This window comes from Hyphomicrobiales bacterium (assembly GCA_017642935.1).
Classification (GTDB): domain Bacteria; phylum Pseudomonadota; class Alphaproteobacteria; order Rhizobiales; family MH13; genus MH13.
Window position 1 is genome coordinate 868,338 of the sequence record JAEPOK010000001.1, and the last position, 22,097, is coordinate 890,434.

Here is a 22,097-nt window from a genome sequence, read left to right on the forward strand (position 1 = left end):
GGCGCCTCTTTCGCGTAGGAATGCAAGTTCGACCTGTTGACAAATCGTCAATCAGGCAATAACCGCATGTCTCTTCCCGACAAAAAGTCTGGCGGCGTCTTTGTGGCGAACCAGTTGTCCTATGAAGAACCCGCACGGGCCGGCCTCCACCGGACGCGGTTGAGCCTCGTTGTGAGGCACCCTCGCTGAGGGCAGGTTTTTTGGCGTGACGCATGTCGTGCCCTGTTAGATGGAGAAGTGATATGGCCCGCATTGCAGGCGTCAATATTCCTACGAACAAACGCGCGATCATCGCGCTTCAGTACATTCATGGCATCGGCGCGGCAAAAGCTGCTGAGATCATCGAAAAAGCTGGCATCGATCCGAGCAAACGGGTCAACGAGCTGGCGGATTCTGACGTGATCCAGGTGCGCGAGATCATCGACCGCGACTACATGGTCGAAGGGGATCTGCGTCGCCAGACGAGCATGAACATCAAACGCTTGATGGATTTGGGCTGCTATCGCGGTCTGCGCCATCGTCGTGGCTTGCCGGTGCGCGGTCAACGTACCCATACCAATGCCCGCACCCGCAAGGGTCCGGCTAAGGCGATTGCCGGCAAGAAGAAGTAACAGGTAGGCGCGGGCCAATCCGCGCTTTGCCTTCGGTGGAGCCAACCGGGCTTTCACGGGTGCCATGTGGGCTCCGGGCAACGGTTGGCGGTGAGATCGACAAAGGACCAAAATGGCTAAAGAAGCTGGACGCGTTCGCCGCCGCGAACGCAAAAACATTACGTCGGGCGTGGCGCATGTGCGCTCGTCCTTCAACAACACCATGATCACCATCACGGACGTGCAGGGCAATGCGATCTCCTGGTCGTCTTGCGGCACGATGGGTTTCAAGGGCTCGCGTAAATCGACCCCTTATGCGGCACAGGTTGCCGCGGAAGACGCTGCCAAGAAAGCTTCCGAACACGGCGTGAAAACGCTGGAAGTTGAAGTCTCCGGTCCAGGTTCGGGCCGTGAGTCGGCACTGCGCGCGCTCCAAGCTGCTGGGTTCACGATCACATCGATCCGCGATGTGACGCCGATCCCGCACAATGGATGTCGTCCGCCGAAACGGCGCCGGGTGTAAGGGGCAGACGCCTCAACATCATCATCGGCTTGGACAAACGGGTGGCGGCATCCACGGTCCAAGCTTTCCCTTCAGGCGCATGGCTGGCCCCCCAATTCCAGCCGTTGGATGCGCAAGACCCAAAGGGGTGCACCCATGATTCATAAGAACTGGCAGAACCTGATTAAACCGAGCAAACTTGAAGTGAAGACCAGCGAAGACGGTCGGATCGCTCAAGTTATTGCTGAACCGCTTGAGCGTGGCTATGGCCTGACGCTTGGTAACGCACTGCGCCGTATCCTGCTCTCGTCCATCCAGGGCGCGTCGGTGACCGGCATGCAGATTGATGGCGTGTTGCACGAGTTTTCGTCCATTCCGGGCGTGCGTGAAGACGTCACCGACATCGTGCTCAACGTCAAAGAGATCGCGCTGCGCATGGAAGGCGAGGGCCCCAAGCGCATGATCGTGCGCAAGCAGGGCCCAGGCATCGTGACCGCCGGTGATATCCAGACGGTGGGCGATGTTGAAATTCTGAACCCTGATCACGTGCTTTGCACGCTTGATGAAGACTCTGAAGTCCGCATCGAGTTCACCGTCAACACCGGCAAGGGCTATGTGGAAGCCGAGCGTAACCGCCCAGACGATGCACCGATTGGCCTGGTGCCGGTCGATGCGCTGTTCTCGCCGGTCAAGCGCGTGGCCTACAAGGTGGAAAACACCCGCGAAGGTCAGATTCTCGACTATGACAAGCTGACGCTCGACATTGAGACCAACGGCGCTGTCACGGCCGAAGATGCAATTGCTTATGCGGCGCGTATTCTTCAGGATCAGTTGCAGATCTTCGTGAACTTCGAAGAGCCTGAAAAAGAGCAGGTCGAAGAAGAGCTGCCCGATTTCCCATTCTCGCCGGAGCTTCTGAAGAAGGTCGACGAGTTGGAGCTTTCGGTGCGTTCGGCGAACTGCCTGAAGAACGACAACATCGTTTACATTGGTGACCTGATCCAAAAGACGGAAGCAGAAATGCTGCGCACGCCGAACTTCGGTCGCAAGTCGCTGAACGAGATCAAAGAAGTGCTTGCCTCGATGGGTCTGCATTTGGGCATGGACGTGCCCAACTGGCCGCCTGAAAACATCGACGAGCTTTCCAAGCGCTACGAGGAACACCAGGTCTAAGGACCTCGGTCAGAGAAGGAGACGAGCCATGCGTCACGCCAAACAAGGCCGCAAGCTCAACCGCACATCGAGCCACCGCAAAGCGATGTTCGCCAATATGGCAGCTTCGCTGATCACCCATGAGCAGATCAAAACGACGTTGCCGAAAGCCAAAGAGCTGAAGCCGATCGTCGATAAGCTCGTGACCCTCGCCAAGCGTGGCGATTTGCATGCGCGCCGTCAGGCGCTTAGCCAAGTTCGCGACGAAGCGGCCGTGCGCAAACTGTTCGGCGTTCTGGGCGAGCGTTATGCCGAGCGTTCGGGTGGCTACACCCGCGTTTTGAAAGCCGGGTTCCGCTTTGGCGACAACGCGCCGGTCGCGATCATTGAATTGGTTGATCGCGACGTGGACGCCAAGGGCGCTGAAGACCGCGCGCGCGTCGAGGCCGAGGAAGCTGAAGAAACCGTCGCAGCGTAACGACGGTTCTTTATTGGAATGCAGAGGGGCGGCCTTGGAGCCGCCCTTCTTTTTGCCTAGATTTGGCCGACAGGGCATCACGACTCGCGACGTCCAAGGAGACCAATATGGGTGCGATCCGCACATTCACCATCGCCGTGATGGCCGCATGGTTTGGCTTTGTTTTACAAGCTCAGGCCCAGAACGATTTGCCCGAACGGCTGCTTGATCTGTTCATCAACAACGCGCCCATCCTGCTTGAGGAACTCAACGAGGATCAGGCTGGCGAGCCAACGCAATTGACCCGCGAGGCGCCACAGAACTTGGCACAGGTGCAACTTTCCTTTGCGCCTGTGGTGCAACTGGCCGCGCCGGCGGTGGTCAATGTCTACGCCACGCGTACCGAGCAAGTGCGCGATCCCTTCGCCAACATGGATCCGTTCTTTCGTCGGTTCTTTGGCGATCAGATGCGCCCGCGTCCGCGAGAGCGTATGGCGTCCTCGCTTGGTTCCGGTGTGATCGTCGATGCCAGCGGGCTGATCGTCACCAACAATCACGTGATCGAACAGGCAACCGATGTTCGGGTGTCCTTGTCGGATCGCCGTGAGTTTGCCGCCGATATTCTCATCCGCGATGAACGCACTGATTTGGCGGTGCTGCAGGTGCGCGATCTGGACGAGCCATTGCCAGCCTTGTCGATTGGTGCCTCGGACGACCTAGACGTCGGCGATGTGGTCCTTGCAATCGGCAACCCGTTCGGCGTTGGCCAGACGGTGACGCAAGGCATCGTTTCCGCGCTTGCTCGCACGCAGGTCGGCGTGACGGATTTTCAGTTCTTCATTCAAACCGACGCGGCGATTAATCCAGGCAATTCCGGCGGTGCCCTTGTTGATCTTTCTGGCCGTCTGGTGGGCATCAACACAGCGATCTTTTCCCGCTCCGGCGGCTCGAACGGCATTGGCTTTGCGATCCCAACCGAGATGGTCAATGTCGTGCTTGGTGAGGCGGCCAGTGGCGCATCGTTTGTGGCACGCCCCTATCTCGGGGCCGAAGTCCAGGCTGTTACGCCTGCCATCGCCCAGAGCCTTGGCATGCGGCGCCCGCGCGGTGTTTTGGTGGCTGATCTGGTGCGCGGTGGTCCGGCGGATCAGGCCGGGCTTCGGCGCGGCGATGTGGTGGTGTCGATTGACGGCGTTCAAATCGAAGATCCCGATGCGTTCGCTTATCGCTTTGCCACCAAGGGCATCGGCGGCACCACCAGCGTACGCGTCATCCGCGATGGCCGGCGGCGCGATCTGACGATCTTTCTCGTTGGTCCACCAGAGACCGTGCCGCGTGATCTGCGGCTTATCGAAGGGCGCTCGCCGTTTGCGGGCGTGGAGGTCATCAATCTTTCGCCCGCTGTGGCGCAAGAGTTCGGTTTCGATCAGACCGAAGGCGTGATGATCGTTTCGGTTCAACCTGGATCGGTGGCCAATCAGGTCGGCTTTCGCGAGGGCGATATGATCATGCAGGTCAATGATCGCCGTGTCGGCAACACGTTTGACCTTGAGCAAATCGCCAATCTACGCAGCCGTTCCTGGCAGATCGTGTTTGAGCGCAATGGCCGCATTCGGTCCGCTATGCTGCGGTTCTGATGGCCGATCTGTTTGGCGCACCGGAGGAGACAGCGCCCGCCCGCGTTCCGTTGCCAGAGCGCCTTCGTCCGGCCACGCTTGACGAGGTTGTCGGCCAAGAAGCGCTGCTGGGCGCAGACGGCAAGCTGACACGCCTGCTGGCCAGTGTAGAGCAGGGCGGCGCTCTTCCGTCGCTTGTTCTTTGGGGACCTCCAGGAACGGGCAAGACGACGCTGGCCCGCCTCATCGCCTCTTACCTTGGTGACGCGACGCAGTTCGTTCAGCTTTCGGCGCTGACCAGTGGCGTGAAAGACCTGAAGGCGGCTTTTGACGCCGCGCGGATGGCGCGTGGCCAGGGGCAGGGCACGGTTTTGTTCGTCGACGAAATTCACCGTTTCAACAAGGCGCAATTGGATAGCTTTCTTCCCGTCATGGAAGACGGGACAATCACATTGATCGGGGCCACGACGGAAAACCCGTCCTTTGAACTCAATCCAGCGCTGCTCTCACGCTGCGATGTTCTCATCCTTCAACCGCTGGAAGCAGAGACCCTCGCGATATTGGTTGGCCGCGCTTTGGACGCTCTAGGTAAGGCCGAACTGGTTGATGAAGATGCTCGGCGGGTAATTGCCGAACGAGCCGACGGCGATGGGCGCCGCGCGATTGCGCTGACCGAATTGGTGATTGCTGGCCAAGGTGATGATCAGAAGGCCTACACGGCGACGTCCATTGCCGAACGGCTTGGCATGGCGCTAGCCCGTTATGACAAGGATCGCGACGGCCATTACGACCTGATATCGGCGTTGCACAAAGCGGTCCGTGGTTCCGACCCTGATGCGGCGCTCTATTGGTTTGCGCGCATGTTGGAAGGCGGCGAAGACCCGCTGTTTCTTGCCCGCCGGATTATTCGCATGGCGAGCGAAGATATTGGCATGGCCGATCCTACGGCGTTGCAAACCGCTCTGGCGGCCCGCGAGGCTTATCACGTGCTTGGCAGCCCGGAAGGCGAACTTGCCATTGCTCAAGCGGTTGTCCATGTCGCGACCGCGCCGAAGTCGAACGCCGTCTACACCGCCTACAAAGGCGCGCGGAAGCTTGCCAAAGAAGGCGGCTCCCTGGCACCGCCATCGGAGATCCTCAACGCGCCGACAAAGCTGATGAAGGATATTGGGCGTGGTGCGGGCTACATCTATGACCACGACACGCCTGAGGCTTTTTCCGGCCAGGACTATTTCCCAGAACAGCTCGGTCGCCACACGCTTTACGATCCGCCGGAGCGCGGTTTTGAGCGCGAGCTTGTCAAGCGCTTGCGATACTGGCAGGGCTTACGCCAACTGAAGCAAGATGAGGAATAGAGGCGTTGGCGTTCAGCGCAGCAGCCTTGGTGTTTGTCGGCGGCGGGTGCGGTGCGCTCGCCCGCTACGGGCTTGTGCGCGCGTCTGAAAGCGCGCTAGGCACATCGTTTCCCTATGGGGTTTTTGCCGCAAACGTCCTTGGTTCGTTTCTAATGGGGTTGCTTGCCGGGTGGTTGGTAGCGCGTGGCGGCGGCTTTGGGCCGTTTCTCGACATGTCGGGCCATGATGCCGCCAGAGCGGCGCTGGCAACCGGGCTACTTGGCGGCTTCACCACGTTCTCTGCGTTCTCCTTGGATGCTGTTCGACTTTGGGAGACAGGATCGCATGGCGCCGCGCTTGCCTATGTGGCCTTAAGTGTTGTGCTCGCGGTGGCAGCGTTGGTTGCCGGTTTGATGGTCGCACGGGGTGTGCTCGCATGAGCGGTGTCCAAACCCGAGAGGTTGCAGGCGAAGAAGATGGCATGCGCCTCGATCGATGGTTCAAGGAGCATTATCCGGGTCTCGCCTTCGGAGCGCTGAACAAGCTGCTGCGCAAAGGTTCGATCCGTGTCGATGGTGGGCGGGCGAAGTCCAATGCCCGCCTGGAAGCCGGCCAGATGATCCGTGTGCCGCCGATGGAAGCGGAGGCGCAGATGGCCGCGCCGGCGCGAGCCGATGACGAGACCGTTCAAGCGCTCAAAGACATGACGCTGTTTGAGGACGACATGGTGCTCGTTCTCAACAAGCCGTTTGGCTTGGCCGTGCAAGGTGGCCCGGGCCTATCCAAGCATGTCGATGGCATGTTGGAGGCGCTGCGCGACAAGCAAGGACGCAAGCCACGGCTGGTTCATCGGTTGGATAAGGACACGTCCGGCGTCTTGATCGTTGCCAAGACCAAGGGCGCTGCCTCTTCGCTGGCGGCGGCGTTTCGGGCCCGTACGACGAAAAAGGTCTATTGGGCCTTGGTGCGCGGCGTTCCGAAACCCAAGCAGGGGCGGATTTCGAGTTATCTGGCCAAGGGCGATGAAGAGGCGGGCCCCGACCTCAAAGAACGCATGCGCATCGCCAAGCATGGCGATAGCGGCGCTGACCACGCGCTAACCCTTTACAATGTGCTGGAAACGGCGGGCAGGGGGCTAACCTGGGTGACGCTGCGCCCGGTAACGGGTCGAACGCACCAGCTGCGCGCCCATTGCAATCATATCGGCCATCCAATCATAGGCGACCCGAAATATTTCGATGTGGAGAATTGGGAGCTGCCTGGTGGCATTCAGAACCGGCTGCACCTGCATGCGCGCCGCCTGTTGATCCCCCATCCGAAAGGCGGGCAGATCGACGTGACCGCGCCGCTGCCACCCCACATGCAGCAAAGCTGGAACTTGCTCGGTTTCTCAACCGACGGCATGGGCCGTGACGAAGATGATGACTGGGAAACCCAGGCCATGCGCGGGTCCAAAAAGTGATCAATGAGTTGATCCTTTGGGGTGCATTGGCTGTGCTCATTGCGCTTATGGTGCTTGCCGTTTGGGCAGGGCGCCGCGGGCTGCATGCGCTCGGCGTTGTGGGTCCAGGCGGCAAATCGGTGGCGCAGGACAAGCAAATGGCGGAACTGATTGTTGAGCTTCGCCGCCTCAACACGAATTTGGAGCGCCTGGTGGATGAGCCGGGCAGAAGCCAGGCCAATGAGTGACAAACTCTCGCCTTTTGATGCGATCTTCACCGAGACCGGCCTCGACCCGAACGAGGCCGCGCAACGCACCATGCGGCCAGATTTGCCCAGACGCTTCTGGGAAGAGGTCACGCTGGACGAACGCGAGGGTGCCTTCCATATCCTGCTCGATGGTCGATCGGCGAAGACACCGGGGCGATCGGCGCTGGCGTCGCGCCATAAGGCGGTGGCCGAGCGCATGGTGGCGGAATGGGATGCCGTTGGCGAGCGCCTCGACCCAGCCAATCTGCCGCTGACAAAGCTCGTCAATGTAGCTCTGGATGGCGGCGACATTCACCGCGAGGCCTTGTTGGATGAAGTTCGGTCTTATGCTGGCAGCGACCTGCTGTGTTACCGCGCGGATCATCCGCACGGGCTCGTCGAGCGCCAGAACACAGTCTGGAATCCTTATTTGGACCGGCTGAAGACCCATCACGGCATTACAATGAAACAGGCCGCGGGCGTCATGCCGGTTTCGCAAGATGAAGTTGTCCTGGACGCGATCCGGTCTTTGGCCGACAAGCGCGCCGCCGATGCCGAATCCGCAGCCGCCTTGACGCTGGCCACAACGCTCACCGGTTCGGCAATTCTGGCGCTGGCGCTCACCGAACCGGGTGTCGATGAGGGGCGCGCGAAAACAGTCTGGCAAGCGGCGCATGTCGATGAGGACTGGAACCGCAAGCTTTGGGGCGAAGATGCCGAAGCGGCGGCCTTGCGCCAGTCCCGATGGCGCGATTTCGAGGCGGCTGCCTTCGTTCTTTCAGTGACACGGTCTTAAGCCGACCGGCGGATCACGTGGAAAGGTTGCGCCCTTCGGATGGCTGGACATGTTGCGGTGCACTGGTAAGCGGTAGAGCCGTAGTGTTCTTACCGGAGGCAGGGCTGTTTCATGAGTGTGCTTGATGAGTTGGAAGCGCGGCGCGACCAGGCCCGGCAAGGCGGCGGTGCACGGCGTATCGAAAACCAGCACAAAAAAGGCAAGCTGACCGCGCGCGAGCGTCTGTCGGTTCTCCTGGATGAAGGTTCGTTCGAAGAATACGACATGTTCGTTAAGCACCGTTGCGTCGATTTCGGCATGGCGGACAGTAAGGTTTCCGGCGATGGCGTTGTCACCGGCTGGGGCACAATCAATGGCCGCGTGGTCTATGTTTTCGCCAAGGATTTCACGGTTCTGGGTGGTTCAACCTCCGAGGCGCACGCTGAGAAAATTCACAAAGTTCAGGACATGGCGCTGCGCAATCGTGCACCGATCATTGGCCTGTTTGACGCTGGCGGCGCCCGCATTCAAGAGGGCGTGGCGTCCCTGGCCGGTTATGGTGGCGTGTTCCACCGCAATGTGCAGGCCTCAGGTGTCATTCCGCAGATTTCGGTGATCATGGGGCCATGTGCTGGTGGCGATGTGTACTCGCCGGCGATGACGGACTTTATCTTCATGGTCCGCGACACCAGCTATATGTTCGTCACCGGTCCAGATGTCGTGAAAACCGTCACCAATGAAAATGTGACCGCTGAGGAGTTGGGCGGGGCAAGTGTGCACGCCACGAAATCGTCCATCGCCGACGGCGCATTCGACAATGATATGGACGCGCTGTTTGAAGTGCGGCGGTTGGTGAACTTTCTGCCGGCTTCCAACACGGCCGATCTACCCGAAGTGCATTGCTATGACGATGTGAACGCGCAGGACGACAGTCTCGACACCTTGGTGCCGAGCAACCCCAATCAGCCTTACGATATGAAAGAGCTGGTGCTCAAAACGCTGGACGACGGCGATTTCTACGAACTTCAGGCGAGCTTCGCCGGCAATATCATCACCGGCTTCGGCCGGATCGAGGGTGCGCCTGTGGGCGTGGTTGCCAACCAACCGATGGTGTTGGCAGGCGTGCTGGACAGTGACGCCAGCCGCAAAGCGGCACGGTTTGTGCGGTTTTGCGACTGTTTCAACATTCCGATCGTTACCTTTGTCGATGTTCCAGGCTTTCTGCCCGGCACTGCACAAGAGTATGGCGGGCTCATCAAGCATGGCGCCAAGCTGCTTTATGCGTTCGCTGAGGCGACCGTCCCCAAGATCACGGTGATCACCCGTAAGAGCTATGGCGGGGCCTATGTCGTGATGTCATCGAAACACATCGGTGGCGACATCACCTATGCCTGGCCATCGGCGGAGATTGCCGTGATGGGGTCCAAAGGGGCCGCTGAAATTCTTCATCGGCAGGACCTTGATAAGCCCGACAAACTGGCCGCTCACATTGCCGATTATGAAGAGCGGTTTGCCAACCCCTTTGTCGCGGCCGAGCGTGGGTTCATCGACGATGTGATCCTGCCGCACTCAACCCGGCGGCGCGTCGCCCGTGGTTTGAAGCTTCTGAAGTCCAAGGCTGTCGATATTCCTTGGAAGAAGCATGATAATATTCCGCTTTAAGAAAATTATGTAATCCATTGATATAGATAAATTAAACCGATTAAGATCGGCTGATGGATGAGGTAGATGATCAGGCTGCGGCGCCCCATCCAGGTGAGCGGGTCGCGGGGTCTGATTTCTGACTTTTCCGATGGTGGGCGTGACCTTAGCCAGGGGATCAGAACCTGCTTGCCGATGGCAAACCCCAGCAAGCCTGCGGCAAGCCAGGGAAATGCCGGCACCCAATCGGCGGTGACCGGTGTCTGCGTGCCGAGCCCGAGCCAGATGGTTGCTGGGTGATTAAGAACCGGTTCAGCCACATAAGCGTTGGTGATGAGCACAGCAGCGGCAACCGTCGCGGCAAGAAACGCATGATGGGATGCAACCAGCGCGATCACGACGCTTGCCAGCGCGATGTGGTGTAGAATGCCGAAATAGATCGGTGCTTGTGGCAAGACAATGAAACTGGCGGCGGACACCAAGACGGCGGCACCGGCGACGATAGCGTTGCGCTTCCAAAAGGACCGGCTCTGCAAAATTGGCTCGGATCGCGTCACGGCAGCAAGGGCTAGCGATAGACCGCTAATCGTCAGGAACGACCCGGCAATGATCTGCGCGGCAAGGCGCATCGCCGCGTCGCGCTCGGGCGTCCAGATCAAGAGGCCGAACTGAAGCCCGTCCCAAAGCCCGTGATAGATGATCATCGCGACCAGCGCCAAGCCACGCGCCTGGTCGAGCAAACCGAACCGCGCCAAAGGTGGTTGCGACGTCACGTTTTTCCTCACCTTTCGGTCAAGTTGCCCGGCGTTGTGCAACGCCGTAATGAGGTGCATCTGCCTAGCTGGGAGCTGCCTCGTGTTCAATGCCATCCTCATCGCCAATCGCGGCGAAATTGCTTGCCGCGTCATCAAGAGTGCCAGGGCCTTGGGGATCAAGACGGTTGCGGTTTACTCCGATGCGGATGCCAGCGCGCTGCACGTGAAGATGGCGGACGAGGCGGTGCATATCGGTCCACCACCGGCCGCCCAATCCTATCTGTTGGCCGATAAGATCATCGAGGCGTGTAAAGCGACCGGTGCCGACGCGGTGCATCCCGGCTATGGGTTCCTGTCGGAGCGCGCCAGCTTTGCGAAAGACCTGGCCGACGCCGGCATTACCTTCATCGGCCCGAACCCTGGCGCCATCGAAGCGATGGGTGACAAGATCACCTCCAAGAAGGTGGCGGCCGAAGCGGGTGTTTCCACGGTGCCTGGCTATCTTGGCATTCTCGACACACCCGAAGACGCCATTCGCATCGCCAATGACATCGGCTACCCGGTGATGATCAAGGCTTCCGCCGGGGGCGGGGGCAAGGGCATGCGCATTGCCTATTCGCAAGACGAGGTGCGCGAAGGGTTTGAGCGCTCGCGGTCCGAGGCGGCGTCTTCCTTCGGCGATGACAGGCTGTTCGTCGAGAAATTTATCGAGAACCCGCGCCATATCGAGATCCAGGTGCTCGGCGACAAGCATGGTAGCTGCATCTATCTGGGTGAGCGTGAATGTTCGATCCAGCGGCGCAATCAGAAGGTGATCGAAGAGGCACCATCGCCGCTGCTGGACCCTGAAACCCGCCAGCGGATGGGTGAGCAGGCGGTCGCGCTCGCCAAGGCGGTCGATTATGATTCGGCTGGCACGGTTGAGTTCGTCGTCGGCCAGGACAAGAGCTTCTATTTCTTGGAAATGAACACCCGCCTTCAGGTGGAACACCCGGTGACGGAGCTCATCACCGGCGTAGACCTGGTTGAGCAGATGATCCGTTCGGCCGCTGGTGAGCCGCTCGCCTTGACGCAGGATGATGTGACCTTGACCGGCTGGTCGGTGGAATCGCGGGTTTACGCCGAGGATCCGGTTCGCGGGTTTTTGCCTTCCATCGGCCGGCTGACGCGGTATGCGCCGCCACAGGAAACATCCGATCCAGAACAAACGGTGCGCGTCGATACCGGTGTGGTCGAGGGCTCGGAAATCTCGATGTTTTACGATCCGATGATCGCAAAGCTGGTGACCTATGCGCCCGATCGCGATTCGGCGATCACCGCTATGGAAGAGGCGCTCGACCGGTTCCAGATCGACGGTATTCAGCACAATATGGGGTTCTTGTCGGCGTTAATGACCCATCCGCGCTGGAAGTCCGGCGCGTTGACGACCAATTTCATTTCCGAGGAGTTTCCCGATGGCTTCGCGCCTGTGGAACCGAACCGCGAAGAAGCGCTGGTGCTGGCCAGTGTCGCGCTTGCCATCGAAGTGGTAGAACGCAAGCGGCTTGATCATCTCACAGGGCGGCTGCGGCCCCATCAGGGTGGGATGCGCGACAGCTGGACGGTGTTCCTGAACGGCACGCGCTTCGATGCCGACGGTTTGGCTGGGAAGACCAAGCCGCCGGTTGATCTCAGTGTGAAGCTCGACGGCGCCGACATGCAGATCACCTCGGACTGGACGCCGAGCGAGAGCCTGTGGCTTGGCACGGTGAACGGTGCGCCGGTCGCCGTCCGTTTGAAGCGTAATGGTCACAGCTGGACGCTGGAACGGCGTGGCGCCGTGGTTCAGGTGCAGACCATGCCAAGGGCCAACGCAGAGCTTGCCGAATTGATGCCGGAGAAAGTCGCGCCGGACACATCGAAATATCTGCTCTGCCCGATGCCGGGCCTGGTTGTTTCTGTTCACGTGTCAGAGGGGGAGAGCGTGCAAGTTGGTCAGCAGCTCGCCATCGTCGAAGCGATGAAGATGGAGAACATTCTGCGCGCAGAACGCGAAGCCACCGTGAAGAGCATCAAAGTGGAAGCCGGGCAGAGCCTGGCTGTTGATCAAGTTATGATCGAGTTCGCCTAGGTCTAGCTGGCCGTTTGTCCGCGCTCGACCATGGTAGCAAGGACTTCGTCCGCATCGCGTTTCCACCAGTTTTCGGCGGAAAAAATCTCTACTTCATTGAGACCCAAAAATCCCGCTGCCTCAACTTGCTGTCGGATGCCTTTGATGTCGATGATGCCGTCGCCCATCATGCCGCGATCGAGCAGCAGATCGTTTGTTGGCACCAGCCAATCGCAGATGTGAAAGGCGAGCAATCGCTCTTTTCCGGCGCGCTTGATTTGAGCGGCGAGGTTCGGGTCCCACCAGACATGGTAGACATCGCACGCGACCCCGATTGCTCCGGTTCTTTCCGGGTCGAGTTGATCGCAAATGTCGAGCGCTTGGCCCATCGTGTTCACGCAGGCGCGGTCTGCGGCATACATCGGGTGCAGTGGCTCGATCGCAACTGGCATCGCCACGGTGCGCGCATAGTCCAGCGTTTTGGAAAGGCCCTCGGTCACGGTCGCGCGCGCGCCGACAAGGTCTTTTGAGCCCTCGGCCAACCCGCCGACGACCATGACAAGGCAATCAGCGTCAATTGCGACGGCCTCGTCGACAGCGCGGCGATTGTCGTCGATCACAGCTTGGCTGAGTGCGCCATCGACGGTGAACATGCCGCCGCGACAGAGGCCTGAAACGGCCAGCCCGGCATCTTTAATCATGCGCGCGCCCTCATCGACGCCAACATCGTGAAGCTTGTCGCGCCAGGGGGCAATGCCGCCTATGCCATGGCGCACGCATCCCTCCACGCATTGACGCAAATCCCATTGCACACGGACCGTGGCGGTGTTCAGTGAGAGCTGCTCAGCATTTGGCACGGCTCAGATCTCCACGCCGCGTGCAGCAAAGACTGGGCGGGCCCGCGCCACAGTTCGCTCCGGATCGGTGAAGAGTTTGGCATTATTGGCAAGGCGGATGATGTCGGCAAGATGGATGGTTGAACGCGTGGATTCCTGTCCGCCGATCATCGTGAAATGGTCCTGATGGCCATTCAGATAGGCCATGAAGACTACCCCGGTTTTGTAGAATCTGGTTGGCGCTTTGAAGATGTGGCGCGAAAGGGGAACCGTCGGGTCGAAGACGGCGTGATAGGCGGCTTGATCATCGGTGCTCAGCGCTCCGAGAGCCTGCGCCGCTGCGCCCGCAATTGGATCAAAGATGCCGAGCAGCGCATGGGAAAAGCCTTTATCATCGCCGGCGATCAGGTCCGGGTAGTTGAAATCATCGCCAGTGTACATGTTGACGCCGTCCGGCAAGCGCCGGCGCATGGCAACTTCTTTTTCGGCTGAGAGAAGTGAAATCTTGATCCCGTCGGTTTTTGCCGCGTTGGCGGCGATCACATCAAGGCATGTGTCCATCGCCTGCCAATGGTCCTTTGATCCCCAATAGCCTTCAAGCGCCGGATCGAACACTTCGCCCAGCCAGTGGAGGATGGCCGGCTGCTGAAGTCCGCCCAAAACGCGCGTGTAGACGCGGGCATAATCGTCCGGCGATTTGGCCACTTTCGCCAAAGCCCGGGAGGCCATGAGGATCACGCGGCCACCTGTGGCCTCAACTGCATCGCACTGCATCTCATAGGCCGCGATAACATCGTCGATCGTCACTTTGGGGCTGGGTGTCAGGTGATCGGTGCCCGCACCGCAGGCGATCAGATGCCCACCGGATTTGGCGGCGGCAACGGACCGTTGAATCAGTTCAAGCGACTGTGCCCAGTTCAGCCCCATGCCGCGTTGTGCCGTGTCCATGGCTTCAGCAACGCCAAAGCCAAGGGACCAGAGATGGTCACGAAAGGCGAGTGTGCGGTCCCAATCGATGGCGGCTTCAAGCCACGGATCGTTGTCGGCCAGAGGGTCGGCGACTACGTGAGCGGCCGCATAAGCGATCCGGTTCCAGCCCTGTGGCGACCGAGTTAGTTGCGGACCGGCGACAAGTTTGACCGGTTCGAGATTTCCGGTCGAAGTGGGCAGGTTGAGTGTTGTCACCGGCTACACCTCAAGCGCCGGAACATCGAGCCATCGCCGCTCTTTCCAGCTTTGCACGCCCAGTTCGGCTAGTTGCACGCCTTTTGCGCCTTCAAGCAGCGTATAGCTCCAGGACGCGTCATCGGCGATGTGGCGCAAGAACTCTTCCCACTGAACCTTGAAACCATTGTCAAAGATCGTGTTGTCCGGGACTTCTTCCCAATCATCGAAAAAGTTCATGGTCTGTGGCTGATCGGGGTTCCAGACCGGCTTTGGCGTGTTTACCCGATGCTGCGAATAGCAGGAATGCAGGCCTGCGACGGCCGAGCCATGGGTGCCGTCGACTTGGAACGTGACCAGATCATCGCGGCGCACACGCACGCACCAACTTGAGTTGATGTGGGCAATGATCCCGCCTTCAAGCTCAAAGGTTGCATAGGCCGCATCGTCGGCATCTGCCTTGTAGGCGTTGCCGTTTTCGTCCCACCGTTCGGGAATGTGGGTCGCACCGAGGCACGAGACCGCTTTGACCGGCGCAACAACATTGTCGAGTACGTAACGCCAATGGCAGAGCATATCGGAGATGATGCCGCCGCCATCGGCCGCGCGGTAGTTCCAGGAGGGGCGCTGGGCGGGCATCCAATCGCCTTCAAACACCCAGTAACCGAACTCGCCGCGCACAGAGAGAATGCGCCCGAAAAATCCAGAATCGCGCAGGCGTTGTAGCTTTTTCAGGCCCGGTAGATCGAGTTTGTCATGGACGATGCCGTTCTTGACGCCCTTGGATTTGGCGTAGGCGGCGATGTCGAGGGCTTCGGCCAAACTCTCAGACACCGGTTTTTCGCAATAGATGTCTTTGCCGGCGTCGATAGCCTTTTTCAGTAAGGCCGGGCGCAGCTTTGTCGAAGCGGCGTCAAAAAACAGTGTGTCTTCACGGTTGGCCAGCGCGGCGTCGAGGTCAGTGGTCCAGCGCTCGACATTGTGCGCCTTGGCGATCGCTTCGACCTTGTCGGCGCTGCGGCCGACCAGAATGGGATCAGGAACCAGAAATGAACCATCGGCGAGTTGCATGCCGCCTTGATCACGAATGGCAAGAACCGAGCGGATGAGATGCTGGTTCATCCCCATGCGGCCGGTAATGCCGTGCATGATGATGCCGATACGCTGCGTTCTCATTGGGGGCTCCTCTTGAAAGGCGTTGGGTTGTCTCGGGGGGAAGGGTCTAGGTGACTGGATCGGGGCGCAAAAAACGGATCACCATCTCGCCGATGTCAGCGCTGCGCTGCGTCAGCCAATCCTCGTCAATTGGCGCGTTAAAAACGGCACGTAGCGTGTGCATGTTGGAAATCGGGAAATAGCAAAGCGATGCAATGGTGATGTAGAGGTCGGTTGGCGCTATGCCGGGTCGAAAAACGCCCATGGCCACGCCGCGGTCGAGCAGGCTACCCAGCTCATCCATCAAATGGGACTGAATATCGCCGACGTCCTTGATCTGGCGGATGGTTTCACCGCCACGCAGGTTCTCGGTGTTCAACATGGAGATGAACCAGGGCTTCTGCTGGAAGTGGCGTAGGGTGAAATCCACCAAATCACGAATGGCGGTTTCCGGGTCCTTATGGTCGAGGTGAAGGTCACGCTCGCCCTGACGGATTTGCACATAGGCTTCGCGTAGGGCGGCGGCGTAAAGTTGGTCCTTGTCGCCGAAATAGCTGTAGATCAGCGGTTTGGAGACGCCAGCGCGCTCAGCGATCATGTCGATGCGCGCCCCGGCGTGGCCATAGGTGGAAAACTCGATGAGCGAGGCATCAAGGATGGCGCGTTTCGAGCGGGCCGCATCGCGCTTGGGCGTCGGCTCGGTTTTGCGTGCGGTCCGCGCGAGTGTCTTGCGGTGCGCTGCGGTGCGGGTCTGTCGCTCGCTGAGCGGTAGGTTTCTAGCCATCGGTTGACCTCTCAGCTTCACGCTTCAGGAGCCGGTCAAGGCTGCGGCTGATGGCGTTGCGCACCGCCGGAATGCCGACCGCGATGCTGACGACGATGATCACGACAAACACCGCCGAGATGGGCCGCGTGAAAAAGGGCGTGAGATCGCCATCGCTGAGCGTCAGGCCACGGCGTAGGCTTTTATCGAGTAGGGCACCAAGAATGATCCCGAGAACCAGCGGCGCCATCGGATAGTTCATTTGCCGCAGCAAAAAGCCGACCAGGCCGAAGACCACCATCACCCAGATTTCGAAGGTACGCTGCGTGAGGGCGTAGGGTCCGATGACGCAAAGGGTGAACACCAGCGGCATCAATATTTCGCGTGGCACTTTGAGTACGAGGACGAAAACACGCGTCAGAAACAGGCCAAACACGGCGATGGCGATGGTTGCAAAGATGAGCATCACGGCGACCGAGTAAATGAAATCAGGCTGCTCGATCATGATCATCGGGCCGGGGCGCACGCCGTGGATGAAAAGCGCCGCAATGAGGACCGCCGCAGGCGCCGAGCCAGGAACGGCCAGAGTGAGGGCTGGGATGAGCGCACCTGGCACCACCGCGCTGTTGCCGGTTTCGGCTGCGGTCAAGCCTTCATAGGAGCCTTTGCCAAAGTCTGCCCGCTCTTTGCTCGTGCGTCTTGCTGCCGCGTAGGAGGCCCAGGCGCCGATGTCTTCGCCGACGCCAGGAATAATCCCCACAAGCGTGCCGATGACGCCGGACCTAGCAATGGTGAATTTGTAGCGCCAGAGATCGACGAGCTTTGGCAAGATCCGGTCGCGCTCGCCTGTGGCGTTGACCACCTTGGCCTTCGCCCTCCACATGACGGTGAGCACCTCGGCAAACCCGAACGCCCCGACCATGGCGGGGATCAGCCCAATGCCGCCATTGAGTTCCGGCATGCCGAAATTGAAGCGGATATGGGCGTGGATGCCTTCGGAACCAATCATTGCCACCATCAGCCCGATCAAGCCGGCGATGTAGCCTTTGAGCGGGCTGATGCCGCCGGTAAGTTGACCCGAGATCACGATGCCGAAGACGGCGAGCCAGAAAAATTCAAACGAACCGAAATTGAGCGCGGCTTCTGCTAAGGGAGGGGCGAGCATGACGAGCAGTAAGATGCCGACCATGGTGCCGATGGCCGATCCAGCCGTGGCAAGCGCCATCGCGTAACCAGCGCGCCCGGCGCGAGCAAGCGGATAGCCATCAAGCGCGGTCGCGGCGCTGGCCGGCGTACCGGGAATGTTCAGCAGGATAGCGCTGCGAGAGCCGCCATAGATCGCGCCGACATACATGCAGATGAGAACCGTGATCGCAGCGTCGCGGTCGAGCGTGTAGGTGAGGGTCGTCAGCAGCGCCACGCCCATGGTCGCCGTCAGACCGGGTAGGCTGCCGACAAAAATGCCAAGCAACGTCGCCCAGACAACGTGAAACAGCATCTGGCCTGTGGCCATTTGCTGGAAGGCTTGGGAAAGGGCGAGGAGGCCATCCATCTAGGGAAGCCGCACCAGGAATCCGTATTGGAAGAGGCTGGCGATGGCGTAGGCGCCGATGACGCCGAAAGCGATCGCGATCGCAATGCGCTTCAGATGCTCGCCTGTTGTCGCGGACCGTTGCCAAGTGAAATGGGTGTAAAACAACGCGATGTAGATGGCGGTGGCCTGCGCAAAGGGCAGCGAGCCGACCAGCGCTAAGGCATAGAGCACGCTGTAAGCGGCAGCGAAAAAGAGATCGCGGTTGGATGTGGTCGCCTGTTGAGTTTCGCCAAGCGCATCGTCCGATTGGGCAGCCGTGGATGGGCCTGCGAGGTTGGCTAGCTCGGCGTTGCGCGCAATGTGTGCAGCGCGCGCGGCCAGGAACAACAAGACGGCGCAGAGCATCATCGCTGCTCCCAAGATCATCGGAACCAAGCCAGGGATCGAAGCGGGATGGATCTGACGAATTTCAAGCCGATCCATCGTGTAGCCACCGACAAGCATCGCGAGCCCAATGGCGAATAGGGCAAGGCTGGTCCAGCGGTCGGCCGTTGCACTGTCTAGGGTCATTTCAGTCAGGTCTTTGTTTTGAATGCGCGGTGTCTGGGGGAAGACGCGGGCAGGATGTTTCTAGGCTGAACACGCAGTCGTCATATTGACCCGCGCTCATGTTTAAAGATCGCAGGCCGCGCCCCGTTCGAGCGCGACCTGATTGCATTTTTACTCGGCAGGGCAGTCGATGCCGATCTCGGACGGATCGACAACGGCTTCGCCGCGGGTCACCCGCGCGCAGGCTTCAGCGATCACCACCGGCATCGCGGCGGCCATCGCATCTTCGCCATAGCTTGGCGCGAACACAGCGCCACGATCGGAGGCATAGGCTTGGAGTTCTGGTGAACTCATGATCACATCACGCCAAACCTGATCGACCGTGTCGTAAACTTCCTGCGGGGCACCGGCAGGAATGAAGACGCCGAAATAGTCCGCAGCGATCGGCATATCCGGCAGATAGTTGGTGATCGGTGGGATCGGATCGATGCCCTCGACCACCAGCGGCTGATCGGAAAGTACCGCCAGACCACGCAAGCGTCCGGCGCGGATCATTTCGGTCTGTTCCACCGCAAGCTGCGTGGTCGCAATCACCTCGCCAGAAGCTGCCGCGATCACGGCCGGGTTGCCGCCGTCATAGGTGACCATGCGCGCGTTCAGCTCTTCGCCTGCTGCTTCTTGAATAGCAGCCAGCGCCATGCCGCCGGATGAATTCACGCCGGCGGTGCCGACCGTAACGCTGTCCATCTTCATGGCATCGAGAAGCTCACCAAAATCCTGGTAGGGCGAATCCACATTGACCGAAACGACCGGCACGTTGGCGACGTGCAGATAGACGACATAATCCTCAATCGAGGTGTCTTCGATCAGGCCGGTGACGGCATAGGTAGCGTTGTTGGCGATGGCGTTGGCTGTCCATGTGTAACCATCACGTGGTGCCGCAAGCGCCGCGGCGGTGCCGATTGAGCCCGACGCACCTGGCTGGTTGACGACAACGATTTCTGTGCCGAGCGCCTCTTCAAGCAAGGGCGCAACGACGCGCGTTACCTGGTCGGTGGAACCGCCAGCTGACCAGGGCACGATGATGTTGATGGGGCGATCTGGCTGCCATTGCGCCATAGCACTGGTGGCAAGACCTGTTGTCGCAAGGGCTGCGACGGACGCGAATGCGATTGTAGAGAGCTTCATATGTCTCTTTCCTCCCGTTGTTACTGACTAGTAGGTAATAAACAAAATCGCACCGTGTCAATCGCCAAACGCACTTTGCATCGATCGAAAATATCTATTGTTTTCAATGGATTTGAAGGGTGTCGCCAAAACGAGAAGGGCAATTGCGGTTCTTCGCCGGTGCAACATTGCATGCTGCAATGCAAAGGCTTTGCCCCAAAACGTCACGGGATAGCGACACAGCAAAACGCGGTGGCCAACAAAAAAGCCCGGCGCGCGTGCACCGGGCTCGAACTCTCTTAATCCTTGAAGCGGGAGCCTAATAGCGCCTGAAAAGCGCCACCAACTTGCCCTGGATTTTCACCCTGTCTGGACCAAAAATTCGCGTCTCATAGGTCGGGTTGGCCGCTTCCAGCGCGACCGATCCGCCGCGCTTGCGAAGCCGTTTCAGCGTCGCTTCTTCTTCGTCAACAAGGGCCACGACAATCTCGCCATTGTCGGCGCTGTCGGAGCGTTTGATGAGGACCGTGTCGCCGTCAAAAATGCCGGCTTCGATCATCGAGTCACCACGCACTTCCAAGGCGAAATGTTCGCCGCCAGCAATCAGTTCGGCTGGCACCGAAACCGAGTGGCTTTCTTGCTGGATGGCTGAAATCGGCGTACCGGCCGCGATCCGTCCCATCACGGGGATGGTTACAACATCTCCCAAAGCGCCGATATCAGGAGAGGTATCGGCTGGTTTGGATTTTCCGCCGGAGCCTTCAATGACGCTCGGCACGAATCCACCTTCGCGGCCACCCAAGCGCGGGTTGTGTGAATCTGGGAGGCGAACGACCTCCATGGCGCGGGCCCGGTTGGGCAGGCGACGGATGAAGCCGCGCTCTTCCAAAGCAGTGATGAGACGGTGGATGCCGGACTTAGATTTCAGGTCCAGGGCATCTTTCATTTCATCAAAGGAGGGCGGCACACCCGACTCGCGTAGGCGTTCGTGAATGAACATCAACAGTTCATGCTGCTTGGGTGTCAGCACGGCAATTCCCCCGCTTCAATGGACATGAGTGGTGGCGCGAGGCCTTTCCGACTCATCGGAACACAAGATGAACATGTTGTACCTGTTCTTGGTGTGTTCTTCAAGTGCCGTAGCGATCAACGTGGCAAGGGAAGCGTCTCGCAGGTTGATCCGGCCTCTAGGGCCGGCGCATGGGCAGATCGATAGAGCAGAACGTCCGCATTGCCGAGCAACCGCAGAAGTGAGGAATCCTGGCTAGATACAGGCCGAATGCCGTCTTCGTCATTGCTTATTGCCCGCATGAAATGGGCACGGTTGCCATTGGCGGGAACACCGACGGCCAGACGGGCTTTTTGAAGCGGCAGCAGCGGCGCTGGATTGCGCCCCGCAAGGCGATCGATGAGCGGCCGCAAAAACAGCATGGCGCTCACCATCGATGACACCGGGTTGCCGGGCAGGCCAAGCACGGTTTTGGCACCTTTGCGGCCGAACAGGGTAGGCTTGCCGGGACGCAGCGCCACTTTGGGGACATCGAGCGCATAGCCTTGGGCCTCCAGCGCCGGACGGATCAGGTCGTAGTCGCCAACCGAGGCGCCGCCGATCGTGACCAGCACATCGGCCTCGCATTGCGCGATATAGGCTTCCAGCTCCCCCTGATCGTCGCGAATGAGAGTTAGGTCATGCAGTTTCGCCCCATAGCGCTGTGCCAAGGTCGCCAAGGCAAACCCGTTGGAAGCAATGATGGCATCATCAGGGGCATCTTTGTCGGGCCAAGCCAGCTCATCGCCGTTCATCATAACAGCGACGCTTGGCTTTGGATGAACCAAAAGTTCTGCGTGATTACCTGAGGCCGCGAGCGCCAAATGCTGTGGCGTCAACTGCGTGCCTTCGGCAATCAGCGTGTCGCCCTTGGTGAAATCCCCGCCGGCGGGACGAATGTTGGCGTTACGTCCCGGATCGTCTGAAACCGTGATAATGTCGCCAGTTCGTTCCGTTTCTTCCTGGATCAACACGTGTGTCCCGCCATCTGGGATAGGCGCGCCGGTAAAGATGCGCACAGCATGGCCTACGCCGACCTTGCCGGAATACTGCGAACCGGCGGGCACTTCGCCGACGACCTCAAGTTGGTCCCCTGCTAAGGGAGCAGATGCCACGGCGTAGCCATCCATGGCCGAAACGGCAAAAGGCGGTTTGGTGCGCATGGCGATGCAGTCTTCGGCCAGGACACAATCATCGGCGTCCAACAAGGGCAGGGTGCGCGACGCAAGTGGTTCAACGGAAGTCACCACGCGCTCGAGCGCCGTTTCCAGTGGCACCATG

22 protein-coding genes are annotated in these 22,097 nt (G+C 59.7%); 12 read left to right on the forward strand and 10 right to left on the reverse strand.

All coding sequences use genetic code 11. The annotated features are described in order from the left end of the window. Positions 1-242: 242 nt before the first annotated feature. The 11 genes from rpsM (at position 243) to JJ917_04185 (ending at position 9,777) form a co-directional block, all read left to right on the forward strand. Positions 243-611: a 30S ribosomal protein S13 gene (gene rpsM, locus JJ917_04135; protein ID MBO6698001.1), complete on the forward strand. Its 369-nt coding sequence runs from the start codon at positions 243-245 to the stop codon at positions 609-611. 112 nt (positions 612-723) lie between these two features. After that, positions 724-1,113, forward strand: a complete 390-nt coding sequence (gene rpsK / locus JJ917_04140; protein MBO6698002.1) for a 30S ribosomal protein S11 — start codon at positions 724-726, stop codon at positions 1,111-1,113. A gap of 135 nt (positions 1,114-1,248) precedes the next feature. Then, complete coding sequence (locus tag JJ917_04145) at positions 1,249-2,265, forward strand: DNA-directed RNA polymerase subunit alpha (GenBank protein ID MBO6698003.1); 1,017 nt, start codon at positions 1,249-1,251, stop codon at positions 2,263-2,265. A 28-nt stretch (positions 2,266-2,293) separates the two neighbouring features. After that, positions 2,294-2,722 carry a 50S ribosomal protein L17 gene (rplQ, locus tag JJ917_04150; protein MBO6698004.1) on the forward strand — a complete coding sequence of 143 codons (429 nt, stop codon included), beginning with the start codon at positions 2,294-2,296 and terminating at the stop codon, positions 2,720-2,722. A gap of 140 nt (positions 2,723-2,862) precedes the next feature. Continuing rightward, entirely contained in the window at positions 2,863-4,338 is a 1,476-nt protein-coding gene (locus JJ917_04155; protein ID MBO6698005.1) for a Do family serine endopeptidase, read from the forward strand. Further along, positions 4,338-5,672 (forward strand): replication-associated recombination protein A, encoded by a 1,335-nt coding sequence (locus JJ917_04160; GenBank protein ID MBO6698006.1) that lies wholly within the window; start codon positions 4,338-4,340, stop codon positions 5,670-5,672. The genes JJ917_04155 and JJ917_04160 overlap by 1 nt, the downstream gene beginning before the upstream one ends. A gap of 5 nt (positions 5,673-5,677) precedes the next feature. Continuing rightward, positions 5,678-6,091: a CrcB family protein gene (locus JJ917_04165; GenBank protein MBO6698007.1), complete on the forward strand. Its 414-nt coding sequence runs from the start codon at positions 5,678-5,680 to the stop codon at positions 6,089-6,091. Continuing rightward, positions 6,088-7,113 carry an RluA family pseudouridine synthase gene (locus JJ917_04170; GenBank protein MBO6698008.1) on the forward strand — a complete coding sequence of 342 codons (1,026 nt, stop codon included), beginning with the start codon at positions 6,088-6,090 and terminating at the stop codon, positions 7,111-7,113. The genes JJ917_04165 and JJ917_04170 overlap by 4 nt, the downstream gene beginning before the upstream one ends. Beyond that, complete coding sequence (locus JJ917_04175) at positions 7,110-7,340, forward strand: hypothetical protein (GenBank protein ID MBO6698009.1); 231 nt, start codon at positions 7,110-7,112, stop codon at positions 7,338-7,340. Before JJ917_04170 ends, JJ917_04175 begins: the two co-directional genes overlap by 4 nt. Continuing rightward, complete coding sequence (locus tag JJ917_04180; GenBank protein MBO6698010.1) at positions 7,333-8,136, forward strand: ATPase; 804 nt, start codon at positions 7,333-7,335, stop codon at positions 8,134-8,136. Before JJ917_04175 ends, JJ917_04180 begins: the two co-directional genes overlap by 8 nt. Before the next feature lie 111 nt (positions 8,137-8,247). After that, complete coding sequence (locus tag JJ917_04185) at positions 8,248-9,777, forward strand: acyl-CoA carboxylase subunit beta (protein MBO6698011.1); 1,530 nt, start codon at positions 8,248-8,250, stop codon at positions 9,775-9,777. A 5-nt stretch (positions 9,778-9,782) separates the two neighbouring features. On the opposite strand, the gene JJ917_04190 is transcribed toward JJ917_04185, so the two are convergent. Continuing rightward, positions 9,783-10,529, reverse strand: coding sequence for a DUF1624 domain-containing protein (locus JJ917_04190; GenBank protein ID MBO6698012.1), 747 nt, complete (start codon positions 10,527-10,529; stop codon positions 9,783-9,785). A 49-nt stretch (positions 10,530-10,578) separates the two neighbouring features. Between JJ917_04190 and JJ917_04195 the strand changes: the two genes are divergently transcribed. Beyond that, the gene (locus tag JJ917_04195; GenBank protein MBO6698013.1) at positions 10,579-12,621 is read left to right on the forward strand and encodes an acetyl/propionyl/methylcrotonyl-CoA carboxylase subunit alpha; all 2,043 of its coding nucleotides are present in this window, start codon (positions 10,579-10,581) and stop codon (positions 12,619-12,621) included. A gap of 2 nt (positions 12,622-12,623) precedes the next feature. Here the strand turns inward: JJ917_04195 and JJ917_04200 are convergent, their stop codons facing one another. The 9 genes from JJ917_04200 to JJ917_04240 form a co-directional block, all read right to left on the reverse strand. Further along, a complete protein-coding gene (locus JJ917_04200; protein MBO6698014.1) occupies positions 12,624-13,457 on the reverse strand; it encodes a sugar phosphate isomerase/epimerase in 834 nt (277 codons plus the stop codon). Between the two features lie 3 nt (positions 13,458-13,460). After that, entirely contained in the window at positions 13,461-14,621 is a 1,161-nt protein-coding gene (locus JJ917_04205) for a dihydrodipicolinate synthase family protein (protein ID MBO6698015.1), read from the reverse strand. Positions 14,622-14,624: 3 nt separating this feature from the next. Then, entirely contained in the window at positions 14,625-15,776 is a 1,152-nt protein-coding gene (locus JJ917_04210) for a Gfo/Idh/MocA family oxidoreductase (GenBank protein MBO6698016.1), read from the reverse strand. Between the two features lie 46 nt (positions 15,777-15,822). Continuing rightward, positions 15,823-16,539 carry a TetR family transcriptional regulator gene (locus JJ917_04215; protein ID MBO6698017.1) on the reverse strand — a complete coding sequence of 239 codons (717 nt, stop codon included), beginning with the start codon at positions 16,537-16,539 and terminating at the stop codon, positions 15,823-15,825. Beyond that, positions 16,532-18,070, reverse strand: coding sequence for a tripartite tricarboxylate transporter permease (locus tag JJ917_04220; protein ID MBO6698018.1), 1,539 nt, complete (start codon positions 18,068-18,070; stop codon positions 16,532-16,534). Before JJ917_04220 ends, JJ917_04215 begins: the two co-directional genes overlap by 8 nt. Beyond that, positions 18,071-18,622, reverse strand: coding sequence for a tripartite tricarboxylate transporter TctB family protein (locus tag JJ917_04225; protein MBO6698019.1), 552 nt, complete (start codon positions 18,620-18,622; stop codon positions 18,071-18,073). It lies immediately after the preceding gene. Positions 18,623-18,772: 150 nt separating this feature from the next. After that, positions 18,773-19,789: a tripartite tricarboxylate transporter substrate binding protein gene (locus JJ917_04230; GenBank protein MBO6698020.1), complete on the reverse strand. Its 1,017-nt coding sequence runs from the start codon at positions 19,787-19,789 to the stop codon at positions 18,773-18,775. A 298-nt stretch (positions 19,790-20,087) separates the two neighbouring features. After that, the gene (lexA, locus tag JJ917_04235) at positions 20,088-20,798 is read right to left on the reverse strand and encodes a transcriptional repressor LexA (protein ID MBO6698021.1); all 711 of its coding nucleotides are present in this window, start codon (positions 20,796-20,798) and stop codon (positions 20,088-20,090) included. Positions 20,799-20,914: 116 nt separating this feature from the next. Next, positions 20,915-22,096, reverse strand: a complete 1,182-nt coding sequence (locus tag JJ917_04240; protein ID MBO6698022.1) for a molybdopterin molybdotransferase MoeA — start codon at positions 22,094-22,096, stop codon at positions 20,915-20,917. Position 22,097: the final 1 nt, after the last annotated feature.

Coding starts and splice junctions, on each gene's coding strand:
- rpsM (MBO6698001.1), top strand. CDS start 243: ATGGCCCGCATTGCAGGCGTCAATATTCCTACGAACAAACGCGCGATC.
- rpsK (MBO6698002.1), top strand. CDS start 724: ATGGCTAAAGAAGCTGGACGCGTTCGCCGCCGCGAACGCAAAAACATT.
- JJ917_04145 (MBO6698003.1), top strand. CDS start 1,249: ATGATTCATAAGAACTGGCAGAACCTGATTAAACCGAGCAAACTTGAA.
- rplQ (MBO6698004.1), top strand. CDS start 2,294: ATGCGTCACGCCAAACAAGGCCGCAAGCTCAACCGCACATCGAGCCAC.
- JJ917_04155 (MBO6698005.1), top strand. CDS start 2,863: ATGGCCGCATGGTTTGGCTTTGTTTTACAAGCTCAGGCCCAGAACGAT.
- JJ917_04160 (MBO6698006.1), top strand. CDS start 4,338: ATGGCCGATCTGTTTGGCGCACCGGAGGAGACAGCGCCCGCCCGCGTT.
- JJ917_04170 (MBO6698008.1), top strand. CDS start 6,088: ATGAGCGGTGTCCAAACCCGAGAGGTTGCAGGCGAAGAAGATGGCATG.
- JJ917_04180 (MBO6698010.1), top strand. CDS start 7,333: ATGAGTGACAAACTCTCGCCTTTTGATGCGATCTTCACCGAGACCGGC.
- JJ917_04185 (MBO6698011.1), top strand. CDS start 8,248: ATGAGTGTGCTTGATGAGTTGGAAGCGCGGCGCGACCAGGCCCGGCAA.
- JJ917_04195 (MBO6698013.1), top strand. CDS start 10,579: ATGAGGTGCATCTGCCTAGCTGGGAGCTGCCTCGTGTTCAATGCCATC.
- JJ917_04210 (MBO6698016.1), bottom strand. CDS start 15,776: ATGAGAACGCAGCGTATCGGCATCATCATGCACGGCATTACCGGCCGC.
- JJ917_04215 (MBO6698017.1), bottom strand. CDS start 16,539: ATGGCTAGAAACCTACCGCTCAGCGAGCGACAGACCCGCACCGCAGCG.
- JJ917_04220 (MBO6698018.1), bottom strand. CDS start 18,070: ATGGATGGCCTCCTCGCCCTTTCCCAAGCCTTCCAGCAAATGGCCACA.
- JJ917_04225 (MBO6698019.1), bottom strand. CDS start 18,622: ATGACCCTAGACAGTGCAACGGCCGACCGCTGGACCAGCCTTGCCCTA.
- JJ917_04230 (MBO6698020.1), bottom strand. CDS start 19,789: ATGAAGCTCTCTACAATCGCATTCGCGTCCGTCGCAGCCCTTGCGACA.
- JJ917_04240 (MBO6698022.1), bottom strand. CDS start 22,096: ATGGTGCCACTGGAAACGGCGCTCGAGCGCGTGGTGACTTCCGTTGAA.